Origin of the sequence: Micromonospora sp. NPDC047707 (genome assembly GCF_040704235.1) — a bacterium.
Lineage (GTDB): Bacteria > Actinomycetota > Actinomycetes > Mycobacteriales > Micromonosporaceae > Micromonospora.
The window spans coordinates 1-13,456 of the sequence record NZ_JBEYSU010000023.1 but is presented as its reverse complement, the minus strand read 5'-3'; the positions used below and the strand labels follow the sequence as shown (position 1 = coordinate 13,456).

General features: G+C 72.6%; 15 protein-coding genes. 5 read left to right on the top strand and 10 right to left on the bottom strand.

From position 1 onward, the window contains the following. Positions 1-38: 38 nt before the first annotated feature. On the bottom strand, positions 39-374 hold the full coding sequence (locus AB0873_RS22200; RefSeq protein ID WP_366601814.1) for a YkvA family protein: 336 nt from the start codon (positions 372-374) through the stop codon (positions 39-41). Between the two features lie 203 nt (positions 375-577). Here AB0873_RS22200 and AB0873_RS22195 point away from each other — a divergent pair, with 203 nt between their 5' ends. Then, positions 578-967 (top strand): TIGR03618 family F420-dependent PPOX class oxidoreductase, encoded by a 390-nt coding sequence (locus AB0873_RS22195; protein WP_366601812.1) that lies wholly within the window; start codon positions 578-580, stop codon positions 965-967. 303 nt (positions 968-1,270) lie between these two features. Then, positions 1,271-1,945, top strand: coding sequence for a C39 family peptidase (locus AB0873_RS22190; RefSeq protein ID WP_366601810.1), 675 nt, complete (start codon positions 1,271-1,273; stop codon positions 1,943-1,945). A gap of 129 nt (positions 1,946-2,074) precedes the next feature. On the opposite strand, the gene AB0873_RS22185 is transcribed toward AB0873_RS22190, so the two are convergent. The 7 genes from AB0873_RS22185 to AB0873_RS22155 form a co-directional block, all read right to left on the bottom strand. Continuing rightward, positions 2,075-3,277: a M20/M25/M40 family metallo-hydrolase gene (locus tag AB0873_RS22185; RefSeq protein WP_366601809.1), complete on the bottom strand. Its 1,203-nt coding sequence runs from the start codon at positions 3,275-3,277 to the stop codon at positions 2,075-2,077. Then, a complete protein-coding gene (locus tag AB0873_RS22180; protein ID WP_366601808.1) occupies positions 3,274-4,068 on the bottom strand; it encodes an amino acid ABC transporter ATP-binding protein in 795 nt (264 codons plus the stop codon). Before AB0873_RS22180 ends, AB0873_RS22185 begins: the two co-directional genes overlap by 4 nt. Beyond that, positions 4,065-4,919 carry an amino acid ABC transporter permease gene (locus AB0873_RS22175; RefSeq protein ID WP_366601806.1) on the bottom strand — a complete coding sequence of 285 codons (855 nt, stop codon included), beginning with the start codon at positions 4,917-4,919 and terminating at the stop codon, positions 4,065-4,067. Before AB0873_RS22175 ends, AB0873_RS22180 begins: the two co-directional genes overlap by 4 nt. A 117-nt stretch (positions 4,920-5,036) precedes the next feature. Next, positions 5,037-5,981 (bottom strand): transporter substrate-binding domain-containing protein, encoded by a 945-nt coding sequence (locus AB0873_RS22170; RefSeq protein WP_366601804.1) that lies wholly within the window; start codon positions 5,979-5,981, stop codon positions 5,037-5,039. Positions 5,982-6,072: 91 nt separating this feature from the next. Further along, positions 6,073-6,993 (bottom strand): MurR/RpiR family transcriptional regulator, encoded by a 921-nt coding sequence (locus tag AB0873_RS22165; protein ID WP_366601802.1) that lies wholly within the window; start codon positions 6,991-6,993, stop codon positions 6,073-6,075. A gap of 84 nt (positions 6,994-7,077) precedes the next feature. Next, positions 7,078-8,514, bottom strand: coding sequence for a pre-peptidase C-terminal domain-containing protein (locus tag AB0873_RS22160; protein ID WP_366601800.1), 1,437 nt, complete (start codon positions 8,512-8,514; stop codon positions 7,078-7,080). Positions 8,515-8,661: 147 nt separating this feature from the next. Next, the gene (locus AB0873_RS22155; protein ID WP_366601798.1) at positions 8,662-9,915 is read right to left on the bottom strand and encodes a cyanophycinase; all 1,254 of its coding nucleotides are present in this window, start codon (positions 9,913-9,915) and stop codon (positions 8,662-8,664) included. 157 nt (positions 9,916-10,072) lie between these two features. On the opposite strand from AB0873_RS22155, the gene AB0873_RS22150 reads away from it, so the two are divergent. Next, entirely contained in the window at positions 10,073-10,672 is a 600-nt protein-coding gene (locus AB0873_RS22150; protein ID WP_366601797.1) for a hemerythrin domain-containing protein, read from the top strand. A gap of 55 nt (positions 10,673-10,727) precedes the next feature. Here the strand turns inward: AB0873_RS22150 and AB0873_RS22145 are convergent, their stop codons facing one another. Beyond that, complete coding sequence (locus AB0873_RS22145; RefSeq protein ID WP_155329161.1) at positions 10,728-10,910, bottom strand: antitoxin; 183 nt, start codon at positions 10,908-10,910, stop codon at positions 10,728-10,730. 244 nt (positions 10,911-11,154) lie between these two features. Here AB0873_RS22145 and AB0873_RS22140 point away from each other — a divergent pair, with 244 nt between their 5' ends. Beyond that, complete coding sequence (locus tag AB0873_RS22140) at positions 11,155-12,264, top strand: AI-2E family transporter (RefSeq protein WP_366601795.1); 1,110 nt, start codon at positions 11,155-11,157, stop codon at positions 12,262-12,264. Here AB0873_RS22140 and AB0873_RS22135 read toward each other — a convergent pair. Continuing rightward, positions 12,256-12,906, bottom strand: coding sequence for a dienelactone hydrolase family protein (locus tag AB0873_RS22135; RefSeq protein ID WP_155329163.1), 651 nt, complete (start codon positions 12,904-12,906; stop codon positions 12,256-12,258). The two genes, AB0873_RS22140 and AB0873_RS22135, sit on opposite strands and share 9 nt — an antisense overlap. A 203-nt stretch (positions 12,907-13,109) precedes the next feature. Here AB0873_RS22135 and AB0873_RS22130 point away from each other — a divergent pair, with 203 nt between their 5' ends. Further along, the gene (locus AB0873_RS22130; RefSeq protein ID WP_155329164.1) at positions 13,110-13,289 is read left to right on the top strand and encodes a hypothetical protein; all 180 of its coding nucleotides are present in this window, start codon (positions 13,110-13,112) and stop codon (positions 13,287-13,289) included. Positions 13,290-13,456: the final 167 nt, after the last annotated feature.

Genomic DNA, 13,456 nt, shown 5'->3' with positions numbered 1-13,456 from the left:
CGGCCTACCGGCCGCGCAGCCGACCGGGCCGTCCCCGCCTACCGGGCACCCGGCCGGCGGGTGACGGCTGGTGGGGTCGGCTGGCCGGGCAGCCCGGCGTCGCCGCGGTGGACGGCCCGCCGTTGGCGCACGAGACGGCCCAGGTAGAGCAGGGTGCCGGCCAGCACGGCCATGTCGTCCAGGTAGATCGGGTCGGGCAGCACGTCGACCGGCAGGATCGTGTAGATCAGCGCGCCGTAGAAGGCGACCCGGCCCCCGACGCCGAGGTCGCCGAGCATGCGACGCATGCGGAACACCCGGATGGCCAGCAGCACGGCGCCGACGAGCGTGGCGACCGCCACGACGCCGAGGATCAGCCAGGCCTCCCGCGACACACCAGTCACGCTAGCCCAACCCGGCCACCCTCGCCCGGCGCACGCTGCCGCTCCCGCCCGTGGCCCGGCACCGCTCGCCGTGATCCTGGAGTGGCGGTGCCCGGCGAACCCGGCATGCGGGGGCAGACCGCCCGCTGCGGGTCGATGATCGACGGGACGGGCGGCGTGGGAGGATCGGACCGGCCGGACGGAGGGGGAAGCGGGTGGAGCTGCGGGATCCGCGGGTTGTCGAGTTCAGCCGGGAGCGGCACCTCGCCACGTTGACCACGCTGCGCGCCGACGGCACCCCGCACGTCGTACCGGTGGGGGTCACGCTCGACCCGGCCGCCGGTCTGGCCCGCGTCATCACCAGCGGGACGTCCCTCAAGGCCCGGCACGTGGCCGCCGCGGGCGCCGAGGGCGCTCCGGTGGCGGTGTGCCAGGTGGACGGCCGGCGCTGGCTCACCATCGAGGGCCGGGCGGTCGTGCGATCCGACCCGGCGGCGGTGGCCGAGGCCGAGCGCCGGTACGCCGAGCGCTACCGCACCCCGCGCCCCAATCCGGCCCGGGTCGTCATCGAGATCACCGTGACGCGCCTGCTGGGAAGCCTGTGACCGGCTGACCGGATGCGCCCAGTTGGGCGCACGAGCCGCCTGGCCCCCTCGCCGCACCCCGAGCACAGGCGTACCGCGTGACCGGCGCCACCCGTACCCCGGAATCCCCGCCCTTCCCCTGCTGTTGTCTCCTCCGGTGGTCGAACCCGACGCGAATCGCGTCCGGGCCGGCCCGTTGCAGAACCGGTGTGCCCGCGGGCCGTCCCGCCCCGGGCTTTCACGTAGCTGAGCCGAGCGCCTTTCCTGGTGCTTGCCGTCTCCGGCCCGCCGGAGGCGTCAGACCCCCCGAATGGAGCCCGACTTATGAGTCTCATCGCGAAGAAGAGTGGCCTGTCCGTCGCCTGCCTGCTCGTCGCCGGCGGGTGCGTCGTCGGGCCGACCGCCAGCGCCCACGCCGCCCCGGCCGGCACCGACCCGATCACGTCGGTCCGGGCCGACAAGGGAGACCGGAACGACAAGCCGGGCCGGGACAAGCGGGCCGAGCGCATGCTGGGCATCGAGTACGAGGCCCAGCCCAACTTCTACTACTGCGGCCCGGCCGCGACCCGGATCGCGCTGTCGGCGCAGGGCAAGGCGCTGCCGCAGGACGAGGTCGCGAAGATGCTGGGCACCACCGAGGCCGGTACCGACTCGGCGCTGGACACCACCCGGGTGCTCAACGAGCTGACCGGTGGGAAGTACCGGACCACCGAGATCCGGGGCCCGCTGGCCAAGCCGGAGGAGGTCGACCGGCTGCGGAAGGACATGCTCGACGCGGTGGACGCTGGGCGTCCGGTCGTGGCGAACGTCAAGGGCACGGCCGTCGACACCGACGGCGCCCCGCACTCGTACGAGGGCGGCCACTACCTGACCCTGGTGGGCTACCGCGACGGCGGTGACCTCGTCCGCATCGCCGACCCGGCCGCGCCGCAGGGCGAGTACTGGATGACCCTGGAGAAGGTCGCGAACTGGATCGCGGAGCGCGGCTACTCCTCCTGACCGGTCACGGGCCGGCCTCCCCTCACCGGGGAGGTCGGCCCGTCGGCGTCTCCGGGGACGGTCCGAGCGGTGGCCGCGTCGCCCAGCCGCGCCGGCCGTCGCCGCGCTCGGGATGCCGGCGCCCGCCGGTCAACGGGTGACGGTCCACCCCCGGCTGACCTCGTGGATCAGCCCGGCGAGCAGCGCGGTGCGGGGGACGACGGAGTCCAGGTCCAGCCACTCGGCCGGGCTGTGGTCGGCGCCGCCGACCGGGCCCAGCCCGTCGAGCACCGCCGCGCCGGCCTCGGCCAGCAGGTTCGCGTCGGCGCAGCCGCCGGTGGCCGTGTGCGACACCGGTACACCCAGCCCGGCACCCACCTTGGCGGCCAGCTCGGCCAACCGGTGGCCGGCCGGCCCGTGCTCCCACGGCGGGGTGGGCGCGTGCACCGCCAGGTCGGCGCGTACGCCGGCGACCTGCGGCTCGCCGACCAGGCGGCGGATCTCGGCGAGGGCGGCCTCGTACTCGCGGGTGTGCCACGCCCGTAGGTCGACCAGCATCCGCGCCCGGTCGGGGACCACGTTGGGCCGGTCTCCCGAGGCGAGGTGCCCGACGTTGACCGTCACTCCGGGCCATCGACCGTTGAGGGCGTCCAGCGCGACGGCCAACCGCGCGGCGGCGACCAGCGCGTTCGCGCCCCGCTCCGGTTCGATGCCGGCGTGCGCGGCACGGCCCCGGAGGGTCACCTCCAGGTCGGCGACGCCCTTGCGGGCGGAGACCAGGTCGCCGTTGTCGCGGGCGCACTCCAGGCAGAGCGCCACGTCGGCCTCGGCGCCGAGGGTACGCAGCAGCGGCCGGCTCCCCGGGGAGCCGATCTCCTCGTCCGGGGTGCAGACGAGCAGCAGCTCGCCGTACCCGTCGAGGCCGAGGTCGGCCAGCACCTCGACGGCGGCCAGGCCGGCGAGCACGCCGCCCTTGTCGTCGCTGACCCCCGGCCCGTACGCCCGGCCGTCCTGCACGCGGAACGGGCGGGCGGCGGCGGTCCCCGCCGGGAACACGGTGTCCAGGTGGCCGACGAGCAGGATCCGCCGGTCACCGCGCCCACGTCGGCGGCCGACCAGCACGTCGCCGAGGGGCGTGCCGCCCGGGTGGGTGACCGGCTCACGCTCGACCGCCAGGCCGGCCGCGAGGCACCAGGTCTGCACCAGGTCGGCGACCTGGCGCAGGCCGTCCACGTGACCGGATCCGGAGTCGACGGCGACGAGTTGGGCGAGCCGCTGGTGGTACGACGCGAGCCGGTCGCCGGCCGCGGCGAGCAGCTCGGCGCTCTCCACCACCGGGTTGTGGACGCTCACAGGACCTTGTCCAGGAACGCGCGGGTGCGGGCGTGCCTCGGGTCGCCCAGCACCTCGTCGGGCGGGCCGGCCTCCACCACGACCCCGCCGTCGAGGAACGCGACGGTGTCGGCGACCTCGCGGGCGAAGCCCATCTCGTGGGTCACCACGACCATGGTCATGCCGTCGGCGGCGAGGCTCTTCATGACATCGAGCACGTCGCCGACGAGTTCCGGGTCGAGGGCCGACGTTGGCTCGTCGAAGAGCATCAGCTTCGGGTGCATGGCCAGCGCCCGGGCGATGGCCACCCGCTGCTGCTGGCCGCCGGAGAGCTGGGTCGGGTAGGCGGTCGCCTTCTCCGCCAGGCCGACGCGCTCCAGCAGGGCCAGCGCCTCGGCGCGGGCCTTCTCGCGCGGGACGCCGAGGACGCGCAGCGGCGCCTCCATGACGTTGCCCAGTGCGGTCAGGTGGGGGAAGAGGTTGAACCGCTGGAACACCATGCCGATGTCGCGTCGGCGGCGGGCGACCTCGCGGGTCTTCAGCTCGTAGAGCTTGTCGCCCTGCCGGCGGTAGCCGACCAGCTCGCCGTCGACCCAGAGCTGCCCGCCGTCGATGCGTTCGAGGTGGTTGACGCAGCGTAGGAAGGTGGACTTGCCGGAGCCGGAGGGGCCGAGCAGGCAGGCGACCTCGCCGGGCGCGACGGTGAGGTCGATGCCCTTGAGCACCTCGACGTGGCCGAACCGCTTGGTGACGCCCTCGGCCTTCACCATCGGACGGGTCGCCGTAGCCACCGTCCCGTCGGTCGCCGTCATCGGACTCCTCCCCGGGCGAAGCCGCGCCCGAACCGGCGCTCGATCAACCACTGGCCGGCCGAGAGCAGGCTGACCAGTGCGAGGTACCAGATCGCCGCCACCACGAGCAGCGGGATCACCTTGTAGTTGCCCTGGTAGACGGTCTGCACGGCGGTCATCAGGTCGCGACCGGCGATGATCGAGACCAGCGCGGTGGACTTCAGCATGGTGATGGTCTCGTTGCCCATCGGCGGGATGATGACCCGCATCGCCTGGGGCAGCACCACCCGGCGCAGGGTCAGCGCCGGGCTCATGCCGAGGGCGGCGGCGGCCTCGCTCTGGCCGGCGTCGACGGCGAGGATGCCGCCGCGGATGACCTCGGCGGCGTACGCCATCTCGTTGAGCGACAGGGCCAGCACGGCGGCGACGGTGCCGGTGACGACCACGCTGGTCGGCTGGTCGAAGAGCACCGTGCCGGTGAACGGCACGCTCAGCGTGAGCCGGGGGAAGAGCGCATCGAGGAAGCCGAAGAAGATGATCTGCACCAGCAGTGGCGTGCCGCGGAACACCCAGATGAAGGCCCAGGAGACACCGCGCAGCACGGGATTGGCCGACAGCCGCATCACCGCGAGCAGGACGCCGCCGGCCGTGCCGAGCAGCATCGCCAGCAGGGTCAGCCAGAGCGTCGTGACGACGCCGTCGAGGATGTAGTCCTTGAAGAGGTACGCGCCGATGGTGGCGGGTTCGAGGTTGGGGCTGTCCAGCAGCGCCCGGAGGAAGAGGGCCGCCACGCCGGCCACGAGGATCGCGGTCAGCCAGCGACCGTAGTGCCGGACGGGGACGACCCGTACGGTCTCGGTGTCGCTCGTCATTGAGGTGCCTCCAGCGGGGACGGGTGCGGCGGTCGCCGGGCGCGCCTTCCGGGCCCGCCCTCACGGAGTCGGAAGGGCGCCCGGCGACCGCGGTTCAGGGGGTCGCCTCCGCCGTGCTCAGTCGATGGCCTGGTCGATCGTGGCCTGCTTGACGGCGATCGGCTCCTGCTTCCACCGGGCGAGGATCTTGGTGTACGTGCCGTCGTCGATCAGCGACTGCACGGCGGCCCGGTACGCCTCGGCCAGCTCCTTCTTCGCCTTGAGGAAGCCGAAGCCGTTGGGGCTGGCCAGCCACCCGTTCGGGGCGGACGGGTCGTCGACCAGCTCGGCCTTGCCGGTCAGGGTGGGGGCGACGTCCACCAGGTTGACCTTGGTGGCGGCGACCACGTCGACGTTGCCGGCGATCAGCGCCTGCACCGCCTGCGGGTTCTCCGGGTACTCCTTGACGTCGACGGCCTTACCGGCGCAGCTGGCCTTGCTGTACTCGGCGAGGTTCTTCGCCTGGTTGCTGGCCTTCTGCACGGCGACCTTGCGGCCGCACAGGTCGGCGACGGTCTTCACGCCCAGCGGGTTGCCCGTCCTGACCAGGAAGCCGGTGCCGGAGGCCGAGTAGTCGACGAAGGTCGCCACCTGCTGGCGCTCCTTCTTGTCGGTGATGCCGCCGACGATCGCGTCGTACTTGGCGGCCTGCAGCCCCGGCACCAGGCCGTCGAACGGCTGCTGGCTGAAGGTGGCCTTGACGCCCAGCCGGGCGGAGGCGGCCATGAACAGGTCGTAGTCCAGGCCCTTGAACTCGTCGGTGCGGCCCTCGGTCCTGAAGTCGATGAAGGGCTGGTAGGGGGCGTTGGTGGCGACGGTGAGGGTGCCCCGGCCGCGGACGTCGGCGGGGACCCTCTCGGCGAGCTCGGTGTCGGTGGTGACCTCGCCGACACCCTCGATGGTGACGGTGACGGTCGTGACGTCCTCGCCGGCCGCTGCGGTGGAGGTTTCACCACCGCAGCCGGCGGTGCCGGCGAGGAGGGCCGTGGCCGCGGCGGCCAGGGCGAACTGACGGATGCGCATGGGGTGTCCTTCCGGGGGCCAGACGAACCAGCCCCCGGACTGTAACGCTCATTACGATCGTTGTGAAGTTACAAGTTTCTGTAACGCGAGGTCAGCTCTCCTCGAACGTCTGCTGCGCCTGCTCCATCGCTTTCAGGCGCTTGCCGGCGATCGGCCCGAGCCGGTCCATCAGAGCGGCCACCAGCGTCTCCACCAGCGCCAAGGTCGGCACGAAGCTGTCGTACGGCGACGGCGACTCGACCCGGCTGGGCAGGACCACCTCGGCCAGACCGGCCACCGGGGAGAGCCACCGGTCGGTGAACAGGACTATCCGGGCGCCGCGGGCGGTGACCTCGCGGGCGAGGGCGAGGGTCGGCTCCTCGTAGCGGCGGAAGTCGAACAGCGCGAAGAGATCCCGCCGGCCCACGTCGACCAGCATGTCGGTCCGTTCGACGGGGGTGGCCGGGAGCAGGCGGCTGTTGCCCCGCACCTGCATCAGGTGCAGCACCAGGTAGTGCGCGAGCAGGCCGGAGAACCGGCCACCGGCGGCGGTGATCCGCAGCTGCTGGTCGGCGAAGAGGCGGACGGCGGCGTCCAGTTCGCCCTGCGGCAACTCGGCCAGGGTGCCGGCGACCGCGTCCGGCAGGCTGGCCGCGGCCCGGGACCGCGCTCCGGCCAGCGGGACGCCGGTACGCTCCGCCGCGCGGTACGCGGTCAACGGCGAGGTTTCCCGCTCGGCCAGTTCGTCCCGCAGGGCGCGCTGGAACTCCGGATAGCCGCCGAAGCCGAGTCGGCTCAGGAAGCGCAGGACCGTCGGCGCGCTCACCTCGGCCCGCTCGGCGAGCGAGGCCACCGTGCCCAACCCGGCGGCCGGGTACGACGCCAGCAACGCCCGCGCCACTCGCCGTTCCGCCGGGCTGCACTCACCGAGGCGCTGCCGGATCAGGGCCGCCACCCCCGGATGGTCCGGACCGGTGGCGGCCTGGTCGTCGGCCGGACGGCCGGGATCGCCGGCAAGATCGGAGGTCGACACGCGCTGAGCCTAACCGTCGACCGACGTCGTCCGGCCTCCTCACGGCCGCCGGGCGCCGCGCAGCGCCGCCCGGTTCGAATGGGATCAGGACTTGGACACGGTGCAGGTGTAGTCGGCGGTACCGGAGCCGGAGTACGCCTCGACCTCGACGTAGTAGGTGGCCGACCCCGAGGACGTCCGGGTGAAGGAGGCCGACTCGTCCACCCCCGCGCCGTCGTTCACCGAGCGGACCACCGTGCTCCCGTTGGAGGTCAGCAGGTACAGGTCGGCGTCGTACGCGGACGGGACGGCGCAGCTCACGCCGAGCGTCTGTCCGCTGGCGAGGCTCACCTTGAAGTAGTCGCGGTCGCTGCTGCTCTTCATGTCACCGGTGACGGTCAGCGGGTAGCTGTTGCCGGTGACGTCGTTGGCGGCGTTGCGCGTGTCGTTCGGCTCGACCTCGGTGTAGCTGGATCCGCCACCGGGTGGCGGCGGCGTCGAGCAGTCGGTGACCGGGGTACCACTGTAGAGGTTGCTGCTCGGGACCCCGTTGGTCACGCTCTTCAGGTAGTAGCCGCAGGTCGGCCGGTTGGCGAAATCGTAGGTCTGCCCGTTGGACAGCCGCCAGATCTTGAAGTTCGAGAACGTCAACGGCTGCCCGGCGACGGCCACCTCCGGCTGGTGGTCGCCGAGGACCACGTACGCGCTGGTGCCGCTCAGCGTCGCCCGTCCGTTCCGGTCGACGAACAGCGAGCCGCCCTCCTCGACGCCGACGCCCCAGGCGGCACCGCCACTGGTGCGTCCGTCCTTGATGGCCCGGGCCACGAAGGCCATCGTCCGGCCCATCCGGTCCCGCGCGACGAAGTGCGAGTCGTTGATCGTGTTGGCGAAGTTCGGCCAGCGGAACATGCCGGTGGTGAAGGTCATCGACCGGTCGTACGGGTTGTCCAACGCGATCGAGGAGGTGGCGCTGCCGTCGCATGCGTCGTACACGATGTCGCTGTTGATGTGGTGGCCGGCGCTGCCACCGCCGACGCCGCCGCCCTTGGCCACGACGGATTCGACGGACGCCTCCAGCAGAGTCCCCTTCCACGCGGCGTAGCGGCACTGGTCGCCACCGGCGAAGTAGACGAACTCGGCGTTGCGGACGTCCGCGTTGACCTGGCTGTTGTTGCCGTCGTTCGAACTCGTCAGGGTCAGCGTGGTGCACGAGTTCACGCCGGACAGACCCATGATGTCGTCGCACTCGGGCGTGCCGCCGTCCGAGCCCGCCAGCACGGCCACGTCGATCGAGCCGGCGCCGCCACGGATCGCGTTGATCGCCTGGGTCATCGTGGCGGCCACCACGCCGCCGGATCCGTTGAACGTGTAGGCCGGGCCGGACCACGACGCCCGGCTGACGTCGGTCGAGCTGCCCTGCCGGTCGCGGATGACCTGGGCGTGGGCCGCGGGCACGCCGATCGGCGCGATGGTGGCGGCGAGGCTGACGGCGGCGAGGACCGCCGTGCGGGTGCGGACGGGGTTGTGGCGGGCACGGGACATGGGCACCTCCGGGGGGCCACGGATCGATGAAACAGAAGTTACATCCATTAATCTTTAACCTCAATAAGTAACCGTTGTTACATGCGCATGACGAGCCCGGGCGTAGCGGAAGGAGGGCCCCCGGCACCCCCGGGGGCCCTCCGGTGCTCACTTCGCGCCGATGCCGATCACGACGTCGGCGAACGCCGTCGACCCACCGGCCCGGTACGCGACGAAGCCGCGGCCCCGGGTCAGCGTCGCCTCCCACTGCGGGTCGTTCTCCCACGACACGTCGGACACCGACGCGCAGCCGGCGTTGTCGACCAGCCCTTCGGCGAGGTTGACCAGGCCGTAGTTCCAGAAGACGTCCCCGGAGGGCGTCACGTCACAGGTGTCCGCGCCGGTCACCCGCTGCTTGCCCGGACCGAAGACCGGCTGCCAGCGGTCGGCGCGGTACCCGTCGCCCCCGGTCAGCCGCGTCCACCGCACGCCCTCGACGCCCCACACCGGGGTACCGGTCACCCGCGCCCGGCGCAGGTCCAGCACGGTCACGCCATGCTGGCCGACGACCCGCAACTGCTGATGCCGCGAGCCGACGCCGGTCACCACCAGAGCGGTGTTCTCGTCGAGGCCGAAGACCCGGTGGTTGCGGGTGTCCGACGCGAGCCGGATCGACCGGGCCTCCCGGCCCCGCCGGGAGAAGTGCGTGTCCAGAAGGCCGTCGGTGAAGAACCCGAACCCGCCCTTGGGGAGGTAACCGAGGATGCTCGAATCCTCGAAGTACCCCGGCCTGGCGCCGTCGCGCAGTCCCGGGTCGACCGAGCCGCCGGTGATCATGTCGCGACCGGCCATGATCTGGGCACCGGCGCTCGTGCCGGCGACCACCGCGCCCTGCCGCAACTTGCGGCGGACCACGGCCAGCGCCGCCGAGTCCCGCTGGGCCGCACCCCGGGTCATCGTGGTGACGTACCGGTACTGGTCGCCGCCGCCGAAGAAGAAGCCGGTCATCGAGTTGATCTGGGCGACCACGGCGGGTTCGTCGGCCTTCTCGGGATGGTCCAGGTCGATCGGGATCCACTGCGCGTCGGCGGCGCCGAAGCTCTTGAGGATCTTCGCGTAGTACTCGCCGTTGCAGACGCTGTTGTTGCAGTCGGGGGTGCCGGCGTCCGGGTCCTCCGACGGCACCGGGGCCGCCGCGGTGAAGATCCCGATCCGAGCCTTGCCGGGGCCACCGGCGAGCCGGACGATACCGCCGTAGATGGCGGCGTTGTCGTCGGCGAGGGCGCCACCGACCAGCACCAGGCTGCCGCCCGTGCGGTGGTGGGACGGGCCGGCCGCGGCGGCGGCCGGGGCCAGGGGGACGCTCAGCGCGACCGCCGTGACAGCACCGACCCCAAGGGCCAGCAGACGATTCAAGGGCATGGCTGCTCCTCACAGGGACCGTGAGGGCGGGCCGCGCCGAGCGTACGGCAGCCCGGACGGCGATGACAACGGGCGCGCGGACGACGCCGGTGGGTTCGACCGGCGGCCCCGGGGTAGGAGGGCCCGCACCGATTCCGCAACCGGTAAGGGGCACGACATGACCGACACCCAGACCACGGGACCCGACGTCCTCGACGTCCTCATCACCGACCACCGCGAGGTCGAGGTCCTCTTCGTCGAGCTGGAGAACCGGCAGGGCACCCCCGAGCACCGCCGGCACCTGGCCGACGTGGTGATCGCCGAGTTGGTCCGCCACGCGGTCGCCGAGGAGATGTACGTCTACCCGGCCGCCCGCAAGGCGCTGCCGGACGGCGACCAGATCGCCGAACACGAGATCGCCGAGCACTCCGACGCCGAGCGGACCATGAAGGACCTGGAGTCGGCGGACCCCAGCGACCCCCGGTTCGACGAACTGCTCGCCCACCTCACCCGTACGATCCGGCACCACGTGCAGGACGAGGAGTCCGACCTCTTCCCCCGGCTGCGGGCCGCGATGGCCCACGAGGAACTGATGGAGCTGGCCGGCAAGGTCGGGGCGGCCAAGAAGGCCGCGCCGACCCGGCCACACCCGGCCGCTCCGGACCGGCCCCCGGCGAACAAGCTGCTCGCCCCGGGCACCGGCCTCGTGGACCGGGTACGGGACGCGCTGAGCGGTCGCCCGACCACGATGACGGAGCTGCGCGACAGGGAAAGCTGACGCAGACGATCCCGGGCCGCCCCGCAGGGGGACGGCCCGGGATCGGGTACGCCGGTCAGCGGGCCTGGTCGCCCTGGCCGGTACGTGCCTGGGCCATGTCCACGCCCTTGTCGGTCTGCTCGTCGTACTTGCCGCCGGTGCGCTGGTCAGCCTGTTCGCCGGCCTTCTCCAGCCCCTGGTCGACCTGCTTGTCGTGCTTGTCCGCGAAGTCCTTGGCCTTGTCCATGAAGTCGCTCACGGCGGATCCTCCTCGAATCGGGGTTCGGTCCCCCGCGTTCCCTGGGGCGGATGGCACAAACGCGGACGTGCGGTACCGCACCGGCCCCACTGCTCCACGTGTCGGGCGTCGCCCGCAGGGCCGGCGGCGACGTCACCGCCCGGCCGCGCCGCGACTCGCGCCGCGACGCCGGCCGAGGGCCTAGCGTGGGTGTCGCGGGAGCGCTGTCCGGGTACCGACTCGCCCGGAGATCGAGGAGGGCCGAGTGGTCGACGACGGACGGACGACTGAGGAGTCGAGGGACCGGGGGCCCCGGGCAGCGTGGGCCGGCCTGCCCTGGTTGGTTCGCTCCGCGGTGCTGTGGAGCGCGTGCCTGGTGGTGGTGGCCGCCGGGCTGTACCTGCTGGGCCGGATCGCGGTGCTGCTGGCGCCGCTCGCCATCGCGGTGGCGGCCACCCTCTTCCTGACCGCGATGCTCGACCCGGTGCAACGGCTGCTGCGCCGGCTGCGACTGCCGGGATCCCTCGCCGCGCTGCTGACAGTGGTGCTGCTGATCGGTGCCCTCGTCGGTGTCGGGGCTCTGGTGTGGAACCTGACGGCGGAGCAGTTCGACAAGCTGAGCGCCGAGCTGATCCGGGGCGTGCAGGAGACGCGGAACTTCGTGACCCGCACCCTGCCGGTCACCGACCAGCAGCTCGACCGGCTGATCGAGCAGGCCCGGCAGGCGGCCGGCGGAGGCGGCGGCCTCGACCCGGTGTCCGGCGCGCGCACCGCCGCCGAGGTGCTCGGATCCGCCCTGCTCGCGCTGGTGCTGCTCTTCTTCCTGCTCAAGGACGGCCGCTCGATGTGGCGGTGGGTGCTCGACCGGATGACCGGGCCGAACCGGACGGTCGCCGCCGAGGCCGGCCGGAACGGCTGGCACACGCTCGGCGCGTACAGCCGGGGCACGCTGATGATCGCGGCGATCGACGCCATCGGCATCGGGCTCGCCCTGGTGCTGCTCGGGGTGCCGCTGGCGTTCCCGCTCGCGCTGATCGTCTTCTTCGGCGCGTTCATCCCGATCATCGGCGCGACGGTGACCGGCGCGATGGCGGTGCTGGTGGCGCTCGCGGCCAATGGCCCGGTCACCGCCCTGCTGGTGCTGGCCGCCGTGATCGCGGTGCAGCAGATCGAGGGCAACCTGCTGGAACCGCTGATCATGAAGCGACAGGTGAACCTGCACCCGGTCGTCATCCTGGTCGCGGTCACCGCCGGCACTCTGATCGCCGGCATCGCCGGCGCCTTCGTGGCCGTCCCGATCACGGCGGTGCTCTGGCGGGTGGTCGACACCGTCCAACAGCACCGCGCCGCCCCCTCGTCCGGTGCGTCAGCGTAGGTGGGTGGTGAACCAGGTCGCCGCCTCGTGGGCGACCTGTTCCAGGGCACCGGGCTCCTCGAAGAGGTGGGTGGCGCCGGGGACGATCGTCAGCTCGGCCGTCTCCGGGAGCGCGTCCTGGGCCTGCTCGTTCAGGGCGATCACCTGCTCGTCGAGGCCACCCACCAGCAGCAGGGTCGGGGCGCGGACCGTCCCGAGCGCCGGGCCCGCGAGGTCCGGCCGGCCGCCCCGGGACACCACGGCCCCGACCAGGTCGGGGCGCTCGGCAGCGGCCACGAGCGCCGCGGCCGCACCCGTACTGGCGCCGAACAGCCCGATCGGCACCGCACCGAACGGCCGCTCGGCGGCGAGCCAGTCGACGATCGCCGCCAGCCGGCGGGCGAGCAGGCCGATGTCGAAGCGCAGCTCGGCGGTACGGGCGTCGACCGCGTCCTCGGCGGGGGTCAGCAGGTCCACCAGAACGGTGCCGAGGGCGCTCCGGTTGAGCACGTGAGCCACCGCCACGTTGCGCGGACTGTGCCGGGAGCTTCCGCTGCCGTGCGCGAAGGCCACCACTCCCACCGGTTCCGCCGGCACCAGCAGGTCCGCCGTGAGGCGGGCCTCCCCCGCCGGGATCGTCACCTCGCTGCTCCCCACATCCATACCCCCACATTCCCACCCACCCCACCGCCATGCGTGCAAGGAACGGCCCCCTGTTAACGCCTCCGGTAGAGAAAGGGCCCCTTGTTAACACCCGCCCGCCGGGAGCCGCCTGCGCGTTTGCCCGTCGGCGCGCCGGGAAGGCGGTGGGCGACCGCAGACCGTACCGGCGCGCACCGCGCCCCCGACGGATCGCGAGGATCGCCATGGCGCAGCAGCAGCGAGGGTCCCGGCAGCAGCCGGCAGAGCGGGACCGACGGGAACAGGACGCCGAGCGCAACCGGGACTGGGCGGACGAGGCGGCGCAGGCGCGTACCGCTGACGATCCGCGGGCGATGGCGCCCCGCGACGCGGCGGGTCGCCCGTCGCAGGGCAGAGCGCTCTGACCCGGCACGTGTGTTAAGAAGGGGCCCTTCCTCTACCGGAGGCGTTAACAGGGGCCCCTTCCTTGCATCCCGCTAGACGAGTGATTCCCAACTCTGGGTTGAGCGGCGTGGCAGGTTGACCAGCGCAAGTAGAGAGGGCATCGATGGTCGTTTGTGAAGACAGACCT

Coding starts and splice junctions, on each gene's coding strand:
- AB0873_RS22190 (WP_366601810.1), top strand. CDS start 1,271: ATGAGTCTCATCGCGAAGAAGAGTGGCCTGTCCGTCGCCTGCCTGCTC.
- AB0873_RS22180 (WP_366601808.1), bottom strand. CDS start 4,068: ATGACGGCGACCGACGGGACGGTGGCTACGGCGACCCGTCCGATGGTG.
- AB0873_RS22175 (WP_366601806.1), bottom strand. CDS start 4,919: ATGACGAGCGACACCGAGACCGTACGGGTCGTCCCCGTCCGGCACTAC.
- AB0873_RS22170 (WP_366601804.1), bottom strand. CDS start 5,981: ATGCGCATCCGTCAGTTCGCCCTGGCCGCCGCGGCCACGGCCCTCCTC.
- AB0873_RS22160 (WP_366601800.1), bottom strand. CDS start 8,514: ATGTCCCGTGCCCGCCACAACCCCGTCCGCACCCGCACGGCGGTCCTC.
- AB0873_RS22155 (WP_366601798.1), bottom strand. CDS start 9,915: ATGCCCTTGAATCGTCTGCTGGCCCTTGGGGTCGGTGCTGTCACGGCG.
- AB0873_RS22150 (WP_366601797.1), top strand. CDS start 10,073: ATGACCGACACCCAGACCACGGGACCCGACGTCCTCGACGTCCTCATC.
- AB0873_RS22135 (WP_155329163.1), bottom strand. CDS start 12,906: ATGGATGTGGGGAGCAGCGAGGTGACGATCCCGGCGGGGGAGGCCCGC.
- AB0873_RS22130 (WP_155329164.1), top strand. CDS start 13,110: ATGGCGCAGCAGCAGCGAGGGTCCCGGCAGCAGCCGGCAGAGCGGGAC.